Genomic DNA, 17,663 nt, shown 5'->3' with positions numbered 1-17,663 from the left:
GTCATTCCGTTCACTTTATGTTCCTTGCTACTCTGTAAGGACATGACCTGTGAACGTGCCAGGGCGGCTTAATCGCCGCTTCGCGGTGCCTTCGGCTTATTCCTTCCGGCTTGTCGGGGACGAGCGGAAGGCAAACGCCTCAGCGATTTACAGCCGGACCAGGACATCGCTGTAAGTTATTCATTTCTCTGAAGCAATCTTCATCGCTTCAGAACAAATTTACTGGGGATCCCTCAGCCCACAGGGAGAGGGAGAAAACACTAAAAACGACAACACTGTTGTCGTTTTGCTTTTACCCTGGCAGGCATAAAAAAACCGGGCATTCGCCCGGTTTTTACGTTTAACGTTTAACTCAGTGAGCCGCTTCCGGCTTGTGCTTCGCCGCACTCTGGAAATCGTACGTCAGTTCGTTCTTCGCCTGATCCAGCGCCACGGTCACCTGGCCGCCGTCCACCAGCGAGCCAAACAGCAGCTCGTTCGCCAGCGGTTTCTTCAGGTTGTCCTGAATCACGCGCGCCATCGGACGGGCCCCCATCGCGCGGTCGTAGCCTTTCTCGGCCAGCCAGTTGCGGGCCTCCTGGCTCACTTCCAGCGACACGCCTTTCTGATCCAACTGAACCTGCAGCTCGACGATGAACTTATCCACCACCTGATGGATCACCTCGGTAGACAGGTGATCGAACCAGATAATGTTGTCCAGACGGTTACGGAACTCCGGCGTGAAGATCTTCTTGATCTCCTCCATCGCATCGGTGCTGTTATCCTGGTGGATCAGGCCGATGGATTTGCGCTCCGTTTCACGTACCCCGGCGTTAGTGGTCATCACCAGCACCACGTTGCGGAAGTCCGCCTTGCGCCCGTTGTTATCGGTCAGCGTCCCGTTGTCCATCACCTGCAACAGGATGTTGAACACGTCCGGATGCGCTTTCTCGATTTCATCAAGCAGCAGTACCGCGTGCGGATGCTTGATCACCGCGTCGGTGAGCAGGCCGCCCTGGTCAAAGCCCACGTATCCCGGAGGCGCACCAATCAGACGACTGACGGTGTGACGCTCCATATATTCGGACATATCAAAGCGCAGCAGCTCAATGCCCAGCGCTTTGGAGAGCTGAACCGTCACCTCGGTTTTCCCCACGCCGGTCGGACCGGCAAACAGGAAGGAACCAACGGGCTTGTGGTCATGCCCCAGGCCGGCACGGGCCATCTTGATCGCTTCGGTTAAGGCCTCAATGGCTTTATCCTGACCAAAGACCAGCATTTTCAGGCGATTGCCGAGGGTGCGCAGCGTATCGCGATCGCTCTGAGAAACGCTCTTCTCAGGAATACGCGCGATGCGGGCGACCACGGACTCGATATCCGCCACGTTAACGGTTTTCTTACGCTTGCTGGCCGGCATCAGGCGCGCACGCGCCCCGGCCTCATCAATCACGTCAATCGCCTTATCCGGCAGGTGACGGTCGTTGATGTATTTCACCGCCAGCTCCACCGCCGCACGCACCGCTTTCGCGGTGTAACGCACGTCGTGGTGCGCTTCGTACTTGGTTTTCAGGCCGTTGATGATCTGCACCGTTTCGTCAACCGACGGCTCGGTGACGTCGATTTTCTGGAAACGACGCGCCAGCGCGCGATCTTTCTCAAAAATGTTGCTGAACTCCTGGTACGTCGTGGAGCCCATCACGCGGATCTTGCCGCTGGAGAGCAGTGGTTTGATCAGGTTAGCCGCATCCACCTGGCCACCGGAGGCCGCACCCGCGCCGATAATGGTGTGGATCTCATCGATAAACAGGATGCTGTTGGTGTCCTGCTCCAGCTGTTTTAACAGCGCCTTGAAGCGTTTTTCAAAATCACCGCGGTATTTAGTGCCCGCCAGCAGCGAGCCAATATCCAGCGAGTAGATGGTGCAGTCGGCAATCACTTCCGGCACGTCGCCCTGCACAATGCGCCAGGCAAGACCTTCGGCAATCGCCGTTTTACCCACGCCTGACTCGCCCACCAGCAGCGGGTTGTTCTTGCGGCGACGGCACAGCACCTGAATCGCGCGCTCCAGCTCTTTATCGCGGCCAATCAGCGGGTCGATGCCGCCAACGCGAGCAAGCTGATTAAGGTTGGTGGTGAAGTTTTCCATACGATCCTCCCCGCCTGCTTGCTCTTCATTGTTATTGACCTGATTGCTGGAATCCGATGCCTGGTTAGGCTCGTCTTTGCGCGTTCCGTGAGAAATAAAGTTAACCACGTCGAGGCGGCTGACTTCGTGTTTGCGCAGCAGATAGGCAGCCTGTGACTCCTGCTCGCTGAAGATGGCGACTAAGACGTTTGCGCCAGTCACTTCGCTACGTCCGGAAGACTGGACGTGGAATACCGCTCGCTGCAGCACGCGCTGGAAGCTGAGCGTCGGCTGCGTGTCGCGCTCCTCTTCACTGGCTGGCAGCACCGGTGTGGTTTGTTCGATGAAGGCTTCGAGTTCCTGACGTAGCGCCACCAGATCCACGGAGCAGGCTTCCAGCGCTTCGCGGGCAGATGGGTTGCTAAGCAGTGCGAGCAGTAAATGCTCGACGGTCATAAACTCATGTCGGTGCTCACGCGCTCTGGCGAAAGCCATGTTTAAACTGAGTTCCAGTTCTTGATTGAGCATAGGCACCTCCCCCAATTTTATGCCTTATCAGGCCTTTTCCAGCGTACACAGCAACGGATGCTCGTTCTCCCTCGCATAGTCGTTCACCATCGCCACTTTGGTTTCCGCCACCTCGGCGGTAAAAATGCCGCAGATAGCTTTGCCACGATAATGAACGGTAAGCATCAGTTGCGTTGCACGTTCTACATCATAAGAAAAGAACTTTTGTAGCACGTCAATAACAAATTCCATCGGCGTGTAATCATCGTTCATTAACATAACTTTATACATAGATGGCGGTTTTAGCGCGTCGCGCACTTTATCTTCCGCCAGCTGGTCAAAATCCAGCCAGTCGTTGGTCTTACCCATTTTGCATAACCACTTTGAATCTACCTCAGATGTTAGATAACAATCATCTATTACTGTCATCCGCGATGTCTGTCACAAACTGTTGCAATAGCGTTAACTGCTTCAAACTTTGGTTGATTATTGTCCCAACTCCAGCGCCAAACGCTTGACGACGTCTTTCGTTTATCTAAATTGTACAAGCGTGAGATGGCGAGGTTTTGAACAGCCCCCACTCCACCACCGGTTCATTCCATCTTAATTTATAAGATTTACGAAGGATGTCGAAGCATGGAAATGGGTACTGTTAAGTGGTTCAACAACGCCAAGGGGTTTGGCTTCATCTGCCCCGAAGGCGGCGGCGAAGATATCTTCGCTCACTATTCCACCATTCAGATGGATGGTTACAGGACGCTCAAAGCCGGGCAGTCCGTCCGGTTCGATGTACACCAGGGACCAAAAGGCAATCATGCAAGCCTAATCGTACCCGTTGAAGCAGAAACGGTTGCATAGCTCTCTGTTTTATTGTGTACATCACGCAGTCAAAATGCCAGCCCGATCGGCTGGCATTTTTATTTTCAGGTTATTCCCGAGCCAGCGCGTCCACCGGATCCAGCCGCGCCGCGTTGCGCGCAGGCAGCCAGCCAAACAAAATCCCGGTAAAGGTGGAACACAAAAACGCGGTGAGTATCGCCATCGGCGAGAAACCAATCTCCCAGCCGGGTAAAAAGAGCTGGAGCGCAAAGGCAATCATCATCGAGAGCGCAATGCCCATCGCGCCGCCCACCAGGCATACCAGCACCGCTTCAATTAAAAACTGCTGAAGCACGTCGCTGGCCCTGGCCCCGACCGCCATGCGGATGCCAATCTCCCGGGTGCGTTCAGTTACCGACACCAGCATGATATTCATCACCCCGATACCGCCAACGACCAGCGAAATCACCGCCACCAGCGTCAGGAACATCTGAAGAGTACGTGTGGTCTTTTCCGCCGTTTTCAAGAGACCGTCCATGTTCCAGGTGAAGAAATCCTTCTTCCCGTGGCGCAGGGTGAGCAATCGCTCAAGCTGCTGTTCGGCCATAGCGCTGTCGTAGCCCTCCTTCACGCGCACGGTGATGGAGTTAAGCCACGACTGGCCCATAATCCGCCCGGAGATGGTGGTATACGGCAGCCAGACGCGCAGGATCTTGCTGCTGCCGAACATCGACTGCTTCTCTTCCGCCACGCCAATGACCGTGGCAGGCATGTTGCCGACGAGGATCACTTCGCCCACCACGTTCGCTTTATTGGGGAAAAGCTGCCTGCGCGAGTTGGCGTCCAGCACCACCACCTGCGCCCTCCCCGCCAGCTGCTCGGCGTTGAAGGTGGCACCTTCGCTGAAGGTCATGCCGTAGACGTTGAAGTAGTCGCCGCTCACGCCGTTGGCACTGGCCGCCACGTCAATGTTGCCGTAGCGCAGACGCAGGTTTTGCGAGACCGCAGGCGTGGCGGAGTTCGCCCACGGCTGCTTCTGAATCGCCGCCAGATCGTCATACTTGAGCGCCTGCTGATACTGCGGCTCGTCGTCGCCGAAGTCTTTGCCGGGATAGACGTCAATGGTGTTGGTCCCGATGGCGCGGATATCCGCCAGCACCAGCTGCTTGGCCGCGTCGCCCACCACCACAATCGACACCACCGAGGCAATACCGATAATGATGCCGAGCATGGTCAGCAGGGTGCGCATTTTGTTGGCCGCCATCGCCAGCCAGGCCATGGTCAGCGCTTCACGAAAGCCGCTGGAGAACTGCGCCCAGCCGGTCGACGCAGGCAGCGCTTCCTTCGGTGCCGCCGCGCGGGACTCACGCGGCGGCGGGTTGCTGACCAGCTCGCCGTCGTGGATCTCTATAATCCGTTCGGCCTGCGCCGCTACCTGCGGATCGTGGGTAACGATAATCACCGTGTGGCCCTGATCGCGCAGCTGGTGCAGGATCGCCATCACCTCTTCGCCGGAGTGGCTGTCGAGCGCCCCGGTCGGTTCATCCGCGAGGATCACCTGCCCGCCGTTCATCAGCGCGCGGGCAATACTCACGCGCTGCTGCTGGCCGCCGGACAACTGCGACGGCTGGTACTCCACCCGCTCCGCCAGCCCCAGACGCGTTAACAGCGCCTTCGCGCGCTCAAGGCGTTTCTTCCGCTCAACGCCCGCATACACCGCGGGAACCTCCACGTTCTGCGCCGCGCTCAGGTGAGAGAGCAAGTGGTAACGCTGGAAGATAAAGCCAAAGTGTTCCCGGCGCAGCTTCGCCAGCGCGTCGCCGTCCAGCGTCGAGACGTCCGTCCCGGCCACGCGGTACGTGCCGCTGGTGGATTTATCCAGACAGCCGAGAATGTTCATCAGCGTCGATTTACCGGAACCCGACGCGCCTACAATAGCTACCATCTCGCCCGCCTCCACGCTCAGGGAGATGCCTTTCAGCACCTCCACCGGGCCGTCGCCGGACGGATAGCTGCGACGAATGTCCTTCAGCTCAAGCAGCGCGGTCATTTAGCGGCTCCGGGCAGGCTTTCGCTGACAACAACCTCCTCGCCCTCTTCCAGCCCTTTCTCCACCACCACGTCGGTGTCGTTGCGCGCGCCAATCACCACCTCGCGCTCGCGCGTTTCACCGTTGCGCAGCACTTTCACCTTATAGCGATTGTCCCCGGCGGATTCACCCAGCGCGGAGAGCGGAACGGTCAGCACGTTCTTCACGCCGGTCAGTTGGATGTGCACCTGCGCGGTCATGTCCAGGCGCAGCACGCCCTTCGGGTTTGGCACTTCAAAACGCGCATAGTAGAAAATGGCGTCGTTAACCTTTTCCGGCGTCGGCAGAATGTCTTTCAGCACGCCCTCGTAGCGGGTCTGCGGATCGCCGAGTACGGTAAACCAGGCATTCTGCCCCGGCTTAAGATGGATCACGTCCGCCTCGGAGACCTGGGCCTTCACCAGCATGGTGCTCATGTCCGCCAGCGTCAGAATGTTTGGCGCCTGCTGGGCGGCAATCACCGTCTGGCCCTGCAGCGTGGTAATTTGCGTCACTTCCCCGGCCATCGGCGCGACGATCTTTGTGTAATCAAGATTGGTTTTCGCCGTATCCAGCGAGGCCTGATTACGCTTGATTTGCGCGTCGATCGTGCCAATCTGCGCCTGTTTCACCGCCAGTTCAGTCGCGGCGGTGTCTAAATCCTGTTTCGAGATAGCCTGGGTTTTCGCCAGCGCCTGCTGGCGGGTCAGCGTCACCTGCGCCAGGTTACGCTCTGCCTGCGCCTGCGCACGCTGCGCGCGCAGCTCCATCAGCGTCGCTTCCACTTCGCGGATCTGGTTCTCAGCCTGCTCGGGATCGATAACGCCAAGCAGCTGTCCTTTTTTCACCTTGTCGCCAATCTCTACCGACAGCGTTTTCAGCTGGCCGCTGACCTGAGCGCCGACGTCAACTTTGCGCAGCGCATCAAGTTTGCCCGTCGCAAGGACATTTTGCTGCAGTTCACCCGGACGGACGATCAGCGTCTGGTACTGCGGCACAGGCGCGTTAAGCACCTGCCATAACCAGAATCCACCGGCTACAATCACCAGCGCCAGCAGCAGAAACAGCGTTCTGCGTTTTCCCTTGAGGTTCATAAATATTCCAAATAAATGTTCTGGCAATAATAAACGTTGATTCTATCTAAACGACTCCTTAACGAAACCCCTGTTCTCCGAAATCACCTTAATTTGTTTACAAGACGTTGATATTTCCCCTGCTGAAATAGCGGTATTCCAAAAGACTCAGGATTTATCATGTCTTCTATCGTCGATACACCTCTTCCAAACCTGACGCAGCCGACATCCGGCTGGCAGCTCTTCAAAAATCTGGCGTTCGGCAAGATCGCGCCCGGCCTTGCATGGCAGAACCCCGCCTATCGCCGTAAGTTCATGCTGCGTTCTCTGGCGACGCCCGTGAGCACCTCTCGCCTGTTAACAAACCTCGCTAAGCAGCCGCGTCTGATGCAGATGCTGCAGGTGCAGCCCGGTTTGCCGTGTCGGCTTCATCGTCCCTGGCTGACGGTGAAGATGGATCGCCAGCACGCGCTGGAATCCCTGAACTGGCACTATCAGGCCATGAGCCGCCAGCTCCCGGCCACGCTCCTGAAGGGCTATCTTTCGACGCAGGGGACTACGCTGCTGACCTTAACCGGGAAAGATGAACAGCAATTTACCGTCCGCCTGTGTGCCGATGCGTTCCTGGATAAAGAGGGAGAGGCCACCCTCACCTTCTGTGACGTACAGAATACGGTGCTGGCGGAGCTAACCTTTACGCTCTGCCAGTTTGAAGGAAAATCGACGCTGTTCATCGGCGGTTTGCAGGGCGCGAAAGCGCATGTTCCCCATGAGCTGATCCAGAAAGCGACGAAGGCCTGCCACGGTCTGTTCCCGAAACGCCTGCTGGTTGAAGCCGCCATGACGTTCGGCGCCGCATTCCCGGTCGCGCAGATTGTTGCCGTCAGTAATGCCACCCATATTTATCGCAGCTGGCGCTACCGCAAGAAAAAAGAGGGAAAACTGCTGGCCGATTACGACGGCTTCTGGAGTTCCCTCGGTGGGGAAAAACAGGAGAGCGGCCACTTTATGCTGCCGCTTGCCATGCCGCGTAAACCCGTAGAAGAGATCGCGAGCAAAAAACGCGCCGAATACCGTCGCCGCTACGCGCTGCTGGATAGCCTGATTCAGCAGGTGAAACAGGCGACCGAACGTTAATCCGCCCTTCCGCGTGCCAGCCACAGCACGCGGGAGAACATTTTCCGCAGCAGGGTCGGAACCGCCTCTACGCCCCGCCTTCCCGCTTCCGTCGCCACTTCAATGGCTAAGTCCGGTTTCGACGAACGGTGAATAGCTTTGGCGATCACGCGCCGCATGTTCATCGGGACGTCGACCGGCACCATCGCAATGCGGTGGAATACGTCGTCAAAGCCCTGACGGTACATAAAATGCTCCATGTCCATCGCGGGCAGCATCGTTAAATGGTCCCGTTCTTCTTCCCGCTCGTTGTTCAGCAGGCTGCGCACGGTTGAGGCATATTTTTTCCCCGCTTCGTCGCCGTCCACCAGCACATGCCATTCAATTCCCATTCGCCGGGCAAATTTTATCAGCGGCTTGAGTCCCGACTGGGCAAATTCGATCACCTTAATACCTTCGGCATCAAAATGGTGGCCGCACTGGCGCGCCAGTTCGTTGATGACCCAGGTCTCTGTTTCCCCCTCCACCAGCAGCCAGCAGCGGGCGAAGAGCGACGAGGCGCGATTAAAGCGTATATGAAACGCGATTCGCCGCCCGTCTTCGGCGTTCATCCCGCCGGGCCCGAGGCGGTACGCGGATACGCGGGAGGACTCGCGAACCAGACGGCAGATGTGCTCCACCGGCGTCAGCGATAGCAGCTCACCGGAGTTGGTGGTGGTAATCCGCTGGAGCGGCAGCAGATTCAGCAGGTGCCACGCCACGGAGAGCATGATGGGGTGCAGGCGCGTTTCCGGATCTTCCACCAGCAGCAGCGGGCGGGCATCCCGGTCAAGACGCACGGTGCCCTTCGCCTGCAGAAGCGTTGAAAACAGCCCCAGCAAAATCACCCGATGGGTACGCCCGCCGGGCCGGTCGATCATCCGGTTGATGATGTCGAGATAGCGCCAGCTGCGCTGTTCATCATGAGAACGGCGGCGCATCAAACGATGGCGCGACTCCGAGGTGCCCTGCTCGGAAAAATAGTGCTCCAGCAGTTGCACCATCGCCGACAGCCCCTGACGAATTTGACCATCGGTGAGGTTTTGCGGACGCGACACCAGCTCTCGCGCCAGGAAATCCAGCTCGCGGGCGGTGACTTCCACCTCCGGCATATTCGGTACGGTGCCGTTACGAATACGGCGCATAAAGCGCGCATCGCGCAGGCGTAACACCGGCGTCAGGCGGATAAGGTGACGCGCCAGATCGTCGATATTCTCCAGCGGAATAGGGTTGGCTTTCTCATCGAGGAATTCACGCAGGGTCAGTACCCCCTCGTTTTCCGCCATCTCACCTTCCAGCCGATAGAAAATCCGGTGGAAACCGTCGTCGCAGGGCACCCAGCAGGGCGACAGCGGGCGGAAGCGACGCACGCGGTGACGGCCGGGTTCGGATTCACGGAACGTCAGGATGATATGCAGGTGCTTCTCGCGGCCCGCGATATCGCCGGGCGGGAACCAGAAATCATCGTGGACGAAGTGATACAGCTTGTCTTCGGGTGAAAGCAGCAGCGTCAGCGCATCAAGCAGGCTGGACTTACCCCACGCGTTCTCGCCGATCAGGACGTTGTTCTGCTCCAGCTGCAGCGACAGGCGGTTAATACCGCGAAACCCGACAATTTCCACACGTTCGAGAAGCATAAATCCCCCGCGAAATGATCACTTTTTCCTTTAAGTTATCAGCAGTATAGCGGCAGGAACCCTGGCACGACAGCAGAACATTCACCCTAGTGAGATTTGAACTATGCTCTATTTACCGCTGATTTGAACAAGGATTAACATCACATTGCCTTAAATCAAATTAACCGAATTTATTTAAGTGGCGAAGGGATGTTGTTGGTTTTTAAAATACGGGCTCTTTGAGTCGTCATCCCTTTATGGCGATATATCCCGCGCGCGGGAAAACGCGTGGAAAATTATTTTGAGGTGGTTATGTTTAGAAAATTGGCAGCAGAATGCTTTGGTACATTCTGGCTGGTATTTGGTGGCTGCGGTAGCGCCGTTCTGGCAGCAGCATTCCCGGAATTAGGTATTGGTTTTGTCGGCGTCGCGCTGGCATTTGGCTTAACCGTATTAACCATGGCTTTCGCCGTGGGGCATATTTCCGGCGGTCATTTTAACCCGGCGGTGACATTAGGCTTATGGGCGGGCGGGCGTTTCCCGGCGAAAGAGGTTATTGGCTACATCGTGGCGCAGGTGGTTGGCGGTATTATTGCGGCGGGCGTGCTGTACGTCATTGCCAGCGGTAAAGCAGGCTTTGACGCGGCGGCCAGCGGCTTCGCCTCTAACGGCTTTGGCGAACACTCTCCGGGCGGTTATTCCATGCTTTCTGCCATTGTAATTGAAATTGTACTGACCGCAGGCTTCCTGCTGGTGATCCACGGTGCAACCGACAAACACGCGCCTGCAGGCTTCGCGCCCATCGCTATTGGTCTGGCGCTGACGCTGATCCACCTGATCTCCATTCCGGTGACCAACACCTCCGTTAACCCGGCGCGCAGCACCGCCGTCGCCATTTTCCAGGGCGGCTGGGCGCTTGAGCAGCTGTGGCTGTTCTGGGTGATGCCGATCGTCGGCGGTATTCTGGGCGGCGTGCTGTACCGCTCTCTGCTGGAAAAACGCGATTAATTAATTGCGGCCTGTAATGTCGGGTGGCGCTAACGCTTACCCGACCTACGTGAGTGTGCACTTTGTCGGCCGGGTAAGGCGTAGCCGCCGCCCGGCTTTCTTTGCCGCTTTACTGAGCAGCCTTTATTGGGTAGTGTCTCTGGCGCTTAACAGAAACTCAAAAGGACCGGCTGTTCATGTTTTCAGGACTCCTCATTATTCTGCTGCCCCTGATTGTGGGCTATCTTATTCCGCTGCGTCATGAATCGGCCTTAAAGCTTATTAACCGTTTTCTCAGCTGGATTGTTTACGTCATTCTGTTCTTTATGGGGATCAGCCTGGCCTTCCTGGATAATCTGGCGACAAATTTACTTTCCATCCTGCATTATTCTGCGGTCACCGTGGTGGTTATTTTGCTCTGCAATATTGCCGCCCTGCTGTGGCTGGAACGCACTATTCCGTGGAAAAATAATCACCACCAGGAAAAGCTTCCCTCCCGAATTGCAATGGCGCTGGAATCATTAAAGCTCTGCGGCGTCGTGGTGCTTGGATTTCTTCTGGGCCTTACCGGATGGACATTTTTGCAGCACGCTACGGACGCCAGCGAATATACCCTGATCTTCCTGCTGTTCCTGATTGGTATTCAGCTGCGAAATAACGGTATGACGCTGAAACAGATTGTCCTGAACCGTCGGGGAATGATCGTTGCCGTTATGGTTGTCGTCAGCTCCATGGTCGCGGGCGTGATTAATGCCTTTATTCTCGATCTGCCGCTAAAAACCGGCCTGGCGATGGCCTCCGGGTTTGGCTGGTACTCCCTCTCCGGTATTCTGCTGACCGAATCCTTCGGCCCGGTGATCGGTAGCGCCGCCTTCTTTAACGATCTGGCGCGAGAGCTGATTGCCATCATGCTGATCCCGGGTCTGGTTCGCCGCAGCCGCTCGACGGCACTGGGCCTGTGCGGCGCCACGTCGATGGACTTTACCCTGCCGGTCCTCCAGCGTTCGGGCGGGCTGGAGATGGTGCCCGCAGCCATCGTTCACGGCTTTATTTTGAGCCTGCTGGTTCCCGTCCTGATGGCGTTTTTCTCTGCCTGATACCTCTGTGGCGGTAGGGCTCCTGCCGCCAAAATTGCGCTAAATCAATCTCCCTCTATTTTGTCGCAGAAAGCTCTTTTCACCGTTCTGGCACAGGCATACCCTTAAACATGTATATTAAATATAACTTTTACAGGTGTGATTATGTTTTGTGTGCAATGTGAACAAACCATCCGTACCCCGGCAGGCAACGGCTGCTCTTACGCGCAGGGTATGTGCGGTAAAACCGCAGAAACATCAGACCTGCAGGATCTGCTGATAGCCGCCCTGCATGGTCTTTCCGCCTGGGCCTTCAAAGCCCGTGAATACGGCATTGTCGACCATCACGTCGACAGCTTCGCGCCGCGCGCGTTTTTCTCCACCCTGACTAACGTCAACTTCGATTCTCCGCGCATCGTCGGCTATGCCCGCGAAGCGATTGCCCTGCGCGAAGCTTTGAAAGCGCAGTGCCTGAATGCCGATACCAGTGCCCGCGTGGACAACCCAATGGCGGAGCTTCAGCTGGTGAGCGAGGACCTCGGCGAGCTACAGCGCCAGGCCGCAGAATTTACCCCTAATAAGGACAAAGCGGCGATTGGCGAGAACATCCTCGGCCTGCGTCTGCTGTGCCTGTACGGCCTGAAAGGTGCAGCGGCCTATATGGAACACGCGCACGTTCTCGGGAAGTCAGATAACGACATTTACGCCCAGTACCACAAAATTATGGCGTGGCTCGGCACCTGGCCTTCCGACATGAACGCCCTGCTCAAGTGCGCAATGGAAATCGGCCAGATGAACTTCAGGGTCATGAGCATTCTGGATGCCGGTGAAACCAGCACTTACGGTCATCCGACCCCGACGCAGGTCAACGTCAAAGCGACCGAAGGCAAATGCATCCTGATTTCCGGCCACGACCTGAAAGATCTCTACAACCTGCTGAAGCAGACCGAAGGCACCGGCGTTAACGTCTATACCCACGGCGAAATGCTGCCCGCCCATGGCTACCCGGAACTGCGCAAGTTCAAGCATCTGGTGGGTAACTACGGCAGCGGCTGGCAGAATCAGCAGGTAGAGTTCGCCCGCTTCCCTGGCCCTATCGTGATGACCTCCAACTGCATCATCGACCCTACCGTGGGCGCGTATGACGACCGCATCTGGACCCGCAGCATCGTCGGCTGGCCGGGCGTGAGCCACCTTGAAGGCGACGATTTCGGTCCGGTTATCGAGCAGGCGCAGCAGATGGCGGGCTTCCCGTACAGCGAAATCGAACATCTGATCACCGTCGGCTTCGGTCGCGAAACGCTGCTGGGTGCGGCAGATTCTCTGATTGACCTCGTCAGCCGTGAAAAGCTGCGCCACATCTTCCTCGTTGGGGGATGCGACGGCGCGCGCGGCGAGCGTAACTACTTCACCGATTTCGCCACCAGCGTGCCGGATGATTGCCTGATCCTGACCCTGGCGTGCGGTAAATACCGTTTCAACAAGCTGGACTTCGGCAACATCGAAGGCCTGCCGCGCCTGATTGATGCAGGCCAGTGCAACGATGCTTACTCGGCCATCATTCTGGCGGTCACGCTGGCGGAAAAACTCGGCTGCGGCGTGAACGATCTGCCGCTGTCGCTGGTGCTCTCCTGGTTCGAGCAGAAAGCGATTGTCATCCTGCTCACCCTGCTTTCTCTCGGCGTGACCAACATCGTAACCGGCCCGACGGCGCCAGGCTTCCTGACGCCGGACCTGCTGGCGGTGCTCAATGAAAAATTCGGTCTGCGTTCCGTGACCAACGTTGAAGATGATATGAAACAACTGCTGAGCGCGTAAGGAGCGATTCATGACCATGCCAACCTCACAATGTCCGTGGCGGATGCAGGTTCATCACATCCATCAGGAGACGCCGGATGTGTGGACGCTGTCGCTGCTCTGCCACGACTACTATCCGTACCGTGCGGGCCAGTATGCGCTGGTCAGCGTTCGCAACTCGGCGGACACGCTTCGCGCCTATACGATCTCCTCCACGCCGGGCGTGAGCGAGTACATTACGCTCACTATCCGCCGCATTGATGACGGCGCAGGCTCCCAGTGGCTGACCCGTGACGTGAAGCGCGGGGATTACATCTGGCTGTCTGACGCGCAGGGGGATTTCACCTGTGACGACAAGGCAGACGATAAATTCCTGCTGCTGGCGGCGGGCTGCGGCGTAACGCCGATCATGTCGATGCGCCGCTGGCTGGCGAAGAACCGCCCGCAGGCCGACGTGCAGACAATCTTCAGCGTGCGCTCTCCGGAAGATGTGATTTTTGCCGATGAGTGGCGTGATTATCCGGTGACGCTGGTGGCGGAACACAACGCGACCCACGGTTTTGTGCCCGGTCGCCTGAGCCGCGAGCTACTGCAAAGCGTGCCGGACATTGCGAACCGTACCGTGATGACCTGCGGCCCGGCGCCGTACATGGATATCGTGGAGAAAGAAGTTAGAGCGCTTGGCGTGACCCGCTTCTTCAAAGAGCGGTTCTTCACGCCGGTGGCGAAAGCGGCAACCAGCGGGATTCAGTTCACCAAACTGCAGCCCGCACAGACCTTCTTTGGCCGCGTGGGCACCACGCTGCTGGAAGCGCTGGAAAGCAACAAGGTGCCGGTAGTCGCGGCCTGCCGTGCGGGCGTGTGCGGCTGCTGTAAAACGAAAGTGGTTTCAGGGGAATATACCGTCACCAGCACCATGACGCTGTCCGACGCGGAAATTGCCGAGGGCTATGTGCTGGCATGTTCCTGTCATCCGCAGGGGGATCTGGTGCTGGCGTAATCCGCTGCGGTGCCCCCTTCTTTGCCGGGTGGCACTGCGTTTACCCAGCCTACTTTGTACAGGTTTGCTCTTCACAGGCCCGGTAAGCGCTAGCGCCACCGGGCTTTTGTTATCCTCACCGCCACGCTGGAGCTTTCCCTACCGCAAACCGCCCTGCCCCTAAAAACGCGACTGCCAGCGAGCCAATAAAGAAGTACACCAGGCTTTCAATCGCCCATGCCCCAACCTTATCGAGAGCGAACGTTTCACTCGTTCCCACCATCAGCCATGCCACGATCATCGTAAACGCCAGCACCAGCGCGGCCGGGCGCGTAAAGAGCCCGACAATAATCAGGATCGGTGCCACCACTTCGCCAATCAACACGCCGTAGGCAATAAATCCCGGCAGCCCTTTCTCTACCAGCATGCCGCTGATAAATCCCACGCCACCAAACAGCTTATGCAAACCGTGAAAAAGCATCAGCCCACCGACGGCAAGTCGTAACAAGAGTTTGCCGAGATCGTCGTACGATAGCTTTTCATTAACAGCAATTAACAATGATTTAACCATTTGAAATGATTCCTGTTTTCACTGAGGCATCACCAGATTATGCCTAAGCGTGGCGCGTGAAAAGCACCTTTTAATTGGGGGGATTTGACGGGCAATACAGTGACTTTCTTCTAAGCTTGTAAGCGATATCACAAAAAGGAGACGGACAACCATGAAACAAACCGTGGCTGCATATATAGCGAAAACGCTCGAACAGGCTGGCGTAAAACGTATCTGGGGCGTGACCGGCGATTCCCTGAACGGGCTTAGCGACAGCCTGAACAAGATGAAAACCATCGAATGGATGCCGACCCGTCATGAGGAGGTCGCTGCCTTCGCTGCCGGTGCCGAAGCGCAGCTCACAGGAGAACTGGCCGTGTGTGCAGGCTCGTGCGGGCCTGGCAACCTGCATCTGATCAACGGCCTGTTCGACTGCCATCGTAACCACGTGCCGGTGCTGGCGATTGCCGCCCATATCCCCTCTTCCGAAATCGGCAGCGGCTATTTTCAGGAGACGCATCCGCAGGAGCTGTTCCGTGAATGCAGCCACTACTGTGAGCTGGTTTCATCCCCGGAGCAGATCCCGCAGGTGCTGGCGATCGCCATGCGCAAAGCCGTACTAAACCGTGGCGTTTCCGTGGTCGTTATCCCGGGAGACGTGGCGCTTAAGGCTGCACCTGAAGGGGCCAGCACCCACTGGTATCACGCTCCGCAGCCGGTGGTAACGCCAGCCGAAGAGGAGCTGAAAAAGCTGGCGCAGCTGCTGCGCTACTCCAGCAATATCGCCCTGATGTGCGGCAGCGGCTGTGCGGGCGCGCATAAAGAGCTGCTGGAATTTGCCGGTAAGCTCAAAGCGCCGATCGTCCACGCTCTGCGCGGCAAAGAGCACGTCGAATACGATAACCCGTACGATGTGGGCATGACCGGGCTGATCGGTTTTTCTTCCGGCTTCCACACCATGATGAACGCCGACACGCTGATCCTGCTCGGCACCCAGTTCCCGTACCGCGCGTTCTATCCGACGGATGCCAAAATCATTCAGATTGATATCAACCCGGCCAGCATCGGCGCGCACAGCAAGGTCGATATGGCGCTTGTGGGCGACATCAAATCCACCCTTGCCGCCCTGCTGCCGCTGCTGGAAGAGAAAACCGACCGCAAATTCCTCGATAAAGCGTTGAGCGACTACCGCGACGCGCGCAAGGGGCTGGACGACCTCGCCAAACCGAGCGACAAAGCCATTCATCCGCAGTATCTGGCGCAGCAGATCAGCCATTTTGCGGACGACGACGCCATTTTTACCTGCGACGTCGGCACGCCCACCGTCTGGGCGGCGCGCTACCTGAAGATGAACGGCAAACGTCGCCTGCTCGGCTCGTTCAACCACGGCTCGATGGCCAACGCCATGCCGCAGGCGCTGGGGGCAAAAGCGACGGCACCGGAGCGTCAGGTCGTGGCGATGTGCGGCGACGGCGGGTTCAGTATGCTGATGGGGGATTTCCTGTCGGTGGTGCAGATGAAGCTTCCGCTGAAAATCGTGGTCTTTAACAATAGCGTGCTGGGCTTCGTGGCGATGGAGATGAAGGCAGGAGGCTATCTCACGGATGGCACCGAACTGCACGACACCAACTTTGCCCGCATCGCCGAAGCGTGCGGCATCACCGGTATTCGCGTGGAGAAAGCCTCAGAGGTGGATGAAGCCCTGCAGCGCGCCTTCTCCATCGACGGTCCGGTACTGGTTGACGTCGTCGTCGCCAAAGAAGAGCTGGCGATCCCGCCGCAGATCAAGCTGGAACAGGCCAAAGGTTTTAGCCTCTACATGCTGCGCGCCATCATCAGCGGACGCGGTGACGAAGTGATCGAACTGGCAAAAACCAACTGGCTCAGGTAAAACGTTTCGCATGACCTCTTAAAATAAAGGGATGTGAAATGATTGATTTGCGTAGTGATACCGTTACCCGCCCGAGCCGCGCCATGCTCGAAGAGATGATGGCCGCCCCGGTCGGGGACGACGTCTACGGCGATGACCCGACGGTCAACGAACTGCAGCGCTTTGCGGCAGAGATGAGCGGCAAGGAGGCCGCGCTGTTCCTGCCGACCGGCACGCAGGCTAACCTGGTGGCACTGCTCAGCCACTGCGAGCGCGGCGAAGAGTATATCGTCGGCCAGGGTGCGCATAACTACCTGTACGAAGCTGGCGGCGCGGCGGTGCTCGGTAGCATTCAGCCGCAGCCGATTGACGCCGCGTCGGACGGCACCCTGCCGCTGGATAAAGTCGCGGCAAAAATCAAAGCTGACGATATTCACTTCGCCCGCACCCGGCTGCTCAGCCTCGAAAACACCCACAACGGTAAAGTGCTGCCGCGCGAATACCTGAAAGCAGCATGGGCGTTTACCCGCGAGCGCAACCTCGGCCTGCACGTCGACGGCGCACGCATTTTCAACGCCGTCGTGGAGTACGGCTGCGAGCTAAAAGAGATAACGCAATATTGCGACTCGTTCACCATTTGCCTCTCAAAAGGGTTGGGCACGCCGGTGGGTTCGCTGCTGGTCGGCAGTACAGACTACATCAAGCGCGCCAACCGCTGGCGTAAAATGACCGGCGGCGGCATGCGTCAGGCGGGCATTCTGGCGGCTGCCGGACTGTACGCATTAAAAAATAACGTGGCGCGCCTCAAGGACGATCATGACAACGCCGCGTGGATGGCAACGCAGCTGCGCGAGATCGGCGCGGACGTGATGCGTCACGACACCAACATGCTTTTTGTGCGCGTGGGCGACGAGCACGCCGCTGCGCTGGGTGAATTTATGAAAGCGCGTGGCGTGCTGATCAACGCCTCCCCGGTCGTGCGCCTGGTGATGCATCTCGACGTGAGCCGCGAACAGCTGGCGGACGTGGTGAAACACTGGCAGGCGTTTTTACAGCGTTAAG

Annotated in this window: 14 protein-coding genes; 8 read left to right on the top strand and 6 right to left on the bottom strand. The window is 57.6% G+C overall.

The window, feature by feature from the left end:
• Positions 1-352: 352 nt before the first annotated feature.
• Positions 353-2,632: an ATP-dependent Clp protease ATP-binding subunit ClpA gene (gene clpA / locus APT89_RS13785; protein ID WP_028012550.1), complete on the bottom strand. Its 2,280-nt coding sequence runs from the start codon at positions 2,630-2,632 to the stop codon at positions 353-355.
• Between the two features lie 27 nt (positions 2,633-2,659).
• Positions 2,660-2,980, bottom strand: coding sequence for an ATP-dependent Clp protease adapter ClpS (gene clpS, locus APT89_RS13780; RefSeq protein ID WP_006174393.1), 321 nt, complete (start codon positions 2,978-2,980; stop codon positions 2,660-2,662).
• Between the two features lie 267 nt (positions 2,981-3,247).
• Here clpS and cspD point away from each other — a divergent pair, with 267 nt between their 5' ends.
• The gene (cspD, locus tag APT89_RS13775; RefSeq protein ID WP_006809408.1) at positions 3,248-3,469 is read left to right on the top strand and encodes a cold shock-like protein CspD; all 222 of its coding nucleotides are present in this window, start codon (positions 3,248-3,250) and stop codon (positions 3,467-3,469) included.
• Between the two features lie 70 nt (positions 3,470-3,539).
• On the opposite strand, the gene macB is transcribed toward cspD, so the two are convergent.
• On the bottom strand, positions 3,540-5,480 hold the full coding sequence (macB, locus tag APT89_RS13770; RefSeq protein WP_060572706.1) for a macrolide ABC transporter ATP-binding protein/permease MacB: 1,941 nt from the start codon (positions 5,478-5,480) through the stop codon (positions 3,540-3,542).
• Entirely contained in the window at positions 5,477-6,592 is a 1,116-nt protein-coding gene (macA, locus tag APT89_RS13765) for a macrolide transporter subunit MacA (protein WP_041910641.1), read from the bottom strand. The genes macB and macA overlap by 4 nt, the downstream gene beginning before the upstream one ends.
• A gap of 159 nt (positions 6,593-6,751) precedes the next feature.
• On the opposite strand from macA, the gene APT89_RS13760 reads away from it, so the two are divergent.
• Entirely contained in the window at positions 6,752-7,708 is a 957-nt protein-coding gene (locus tag APT89_RS13760; protein WP_045630014.1) for a VirK/YbjX family protein, read from the top strand.
• On the opposite strand, the gene APT89_RS13755 is transcribed toward APT89_RS13760, so the two are convergent.
• A complete protein-coding gene (locus APT89_RS13755) occupies positions 7,705-9,363 on the bottom strand; it encodes an ATP-dependent endonuclease (RefSeq protein ID WP_041910643.1) in 1,659 nt (552 codons plus the stop codon). The two genes, APT89_RS13760 and APT89_RS13755, sit on opposite strands and share 4 nt — an antisense overlap.
• 291 nt (positions 9,364-9,654) lie before the next feature.
• Between APT89_RS13755 and aqpZ the strand changes: the two genes are divergently transcribed.
• From aqpZ to hcr, 4 genes are all read left to right on the top strand, one after another.
• Positions 9,655-10,350 (top strand): aquaporin Z, encoded by a 696-nt coding sequence (gene aqpZ / locus APT89_RS13750; protein ID WP_041912036.1) that lies wholly within the window; start codon positions 9,655-9,657, stop codon positions 10,348-10,350.
• 176 nt (positions 10,351-10,526) lie between these two features.
• Positions 10,527-11,426: a lysine exporter LysO family protein gene (locus APT89_RS13745; protein WP_028012543.1), complete on the top strand. Its 900-nt coding sequence runs from the start codon at positions 10,527-10,529 to the stop codon at positions 11,424-11,426.
• Positions 11,427-11,570: 144 nt separating this feature from the next.
• Positions 11,571-13,223 carry a hydroxylamine reductase gene (hcp, locus tag APT89_RS13740; protein ID WP_060572703.1) on the top strand — a complete coding sequence of 551 codons (1,653 nt, stop codon included), beginning with the start codon at positions 11,571-11,573 and terminating at the stop codon, positions 13,221-13,223.
• A gap of 10 nt (positions 13,224-13,233) precedes the next feature.
• A complete protein-coding gene (gene hcr / locus APT89_RS13735) occupies positions 13,234-14,202 on the top strand; it encodes an NADH oxidoreductase (RefSeq protein WP_060572700.1) in 969 nt (322 codons plus the stop codon).
• Positions 14,203-14,317: 115 nt separating this feature from the next.
• On the opposite strand, the gene APT89_RS13730 is transcribed toward hcr, so the two are convergent.
• Entirely contained in the window at positions 14,318-14,752 is a 435-nt protein-coding gene (locus tag APT89_RS13730) for a DoxX family protein (protein WP_041910647.1), read from the bottom strand.
• Positions 14,753-14,903: 151 nt separating this feature from the next.
• On the opposite strand from APT89_RS13730, the gene poxB reads away from it, so the two are divergent.
• Both poxB and ltaE read left to right on the top strand, forming a co-directional pair.
• Entirely contained in the window at positions 14,904-16,622 is a 1,719-nt protein-coding gene (poxB, locus tag APT89_RS13725; RefSeq protein WP_041910648.1) for a ubiquinone-dependent pyruvate dehydrogenase, read from the top strand.
• A 38-nt stretch (positions 16,623-16,660) separates the two neighbouring features.
• Positions 16,661-17,662: a low-specificity L-threonine aldolase gene (gene ltaE, locus APT89_RS13720; protein WP_060572699.1), complete on the top strand. Its 1,002-nt coding sequence runs from the start codon at positions 16,661-16,663 to the stop codon at positions 17,660-17,662.
• Position 17,663 lies beyond the last annotated feature (1 nt).

Source organism: Enterobacter sp. 50588862 (genome assembly GCF_001462935.1).
GTDB classification, from domain to species: Bacteria; Pseudomonadota; Gammaproteobacteria; order Enterobacterales; family Enterobacteriaceae; genus Enterobacter; species Enterobacter bugandensis.
The sequence above is the reverse complement of the archived record's forward strand: the minus strand, read 5'-3'. Positions and strand labels throughout refer to the sequence as shown.

What these genes read in the sequence shown, in the direction of transcription:
- macA (WP_041910641.1), bottom strand. Translation starts at nt 6,592, where the DNA reads ATGAACCTCAAGGGAAAACGCAGAACGCTGTTTCTGCTGCTGGCGCTG.
- aqpZ (WP_041912036.1), top strand. Translation starts at nt 9,655, where the DNA reads ATGTTTAGAAAATTGGCAGCAGAATGCTTTGGTACATTCTGGCTGGTA.
- macB (WP_060572706.1), bottom strand. Translation starts at nt 5,480, where the DNA reads ATGACCGCGCTGCTTGAGCTGAAGGACATTCGTCGCAGCTATCCGTCC.
- clpA (WP_028012550.1), bottom strand. Translation starts at nt 2,632, where the DNA reads ATGCTCAATCAAGAACTGGAACTCAGTTTAAACATGGCTTTCGCCAGA.
- APT89_RS13760 (WP_045630014.1), top strand. Translation starts at nt 6,752, where the DNA reads ATGTCTTCTATCGTCGATACACCTCTTCCAAACCTGACGCAGCCGACA.
- APT89_RS13755 (WP_041910643.1), bottom strand. Translation starts at nt 9,363, where the DNA reads ATGCTTCTCGAACGTGTGGAAATTGTCGGGTTTCGCGGTATTAACCGC.
- cspD (WP_006809408.1), top strand. Translation starts at nt 3,248, where the DNA reads ATGGAAATGGGTACTGTTAAGTGGTTCAACAACGCCAAGGGGTTTGGC.
- poxB (WP_041910648.1), top strand. Translation starts at nt 14,904, where the DNA reads ATGAAACAAACCGTGGCTGCATATATAGCGAAAACGCTCGAACAGGCT.
- APT89_RS13730 (WP_041910647.1), bottom strand. Translation starts at nt 14,752, where the DNA reads ATGGTTAAATCATTGTTAATTGCTGTTAATGAAAAGCTATCGTACGAC.
- hcr (WP_060572700.1), top strand. Translation starts at nt 13,234, where the DNA reads ATGACCATGCCAACCTCACAATGTCCGTGGCGGATGCAGGTTCATCAC.
- hcp (WP_060572703.1), top strand. Translation starts at nt 11,571, where the DNA reads ATGTTTTGTGTGCAATGTGAACAAACCATCCGTACCCCGGCAGGCAAC.
- clpS (WP_006174393.1), bottom strand. Translation starts at nt 2,980, where the DNA reads ATGGGTAAGACCAACGACTGGCTGGATTTTGACCAGCTGGCGGAAGAT.
- ltaE (WP_060572699.1), top strand. Translation starts at nt 16,661, where the DNA reads ATGATTGATTTGCGTAGTGATACCGTTACCCGCCCGAGCCGCGCCATG.
- APT89_RS13745 (WP_028012543.1), top strand. Translation starts at nt 10,527, where the DNA reads ATGTTTTCAGGACTCCTCATTATTCTGCTGCCCCTGATTGTGGGCTAT.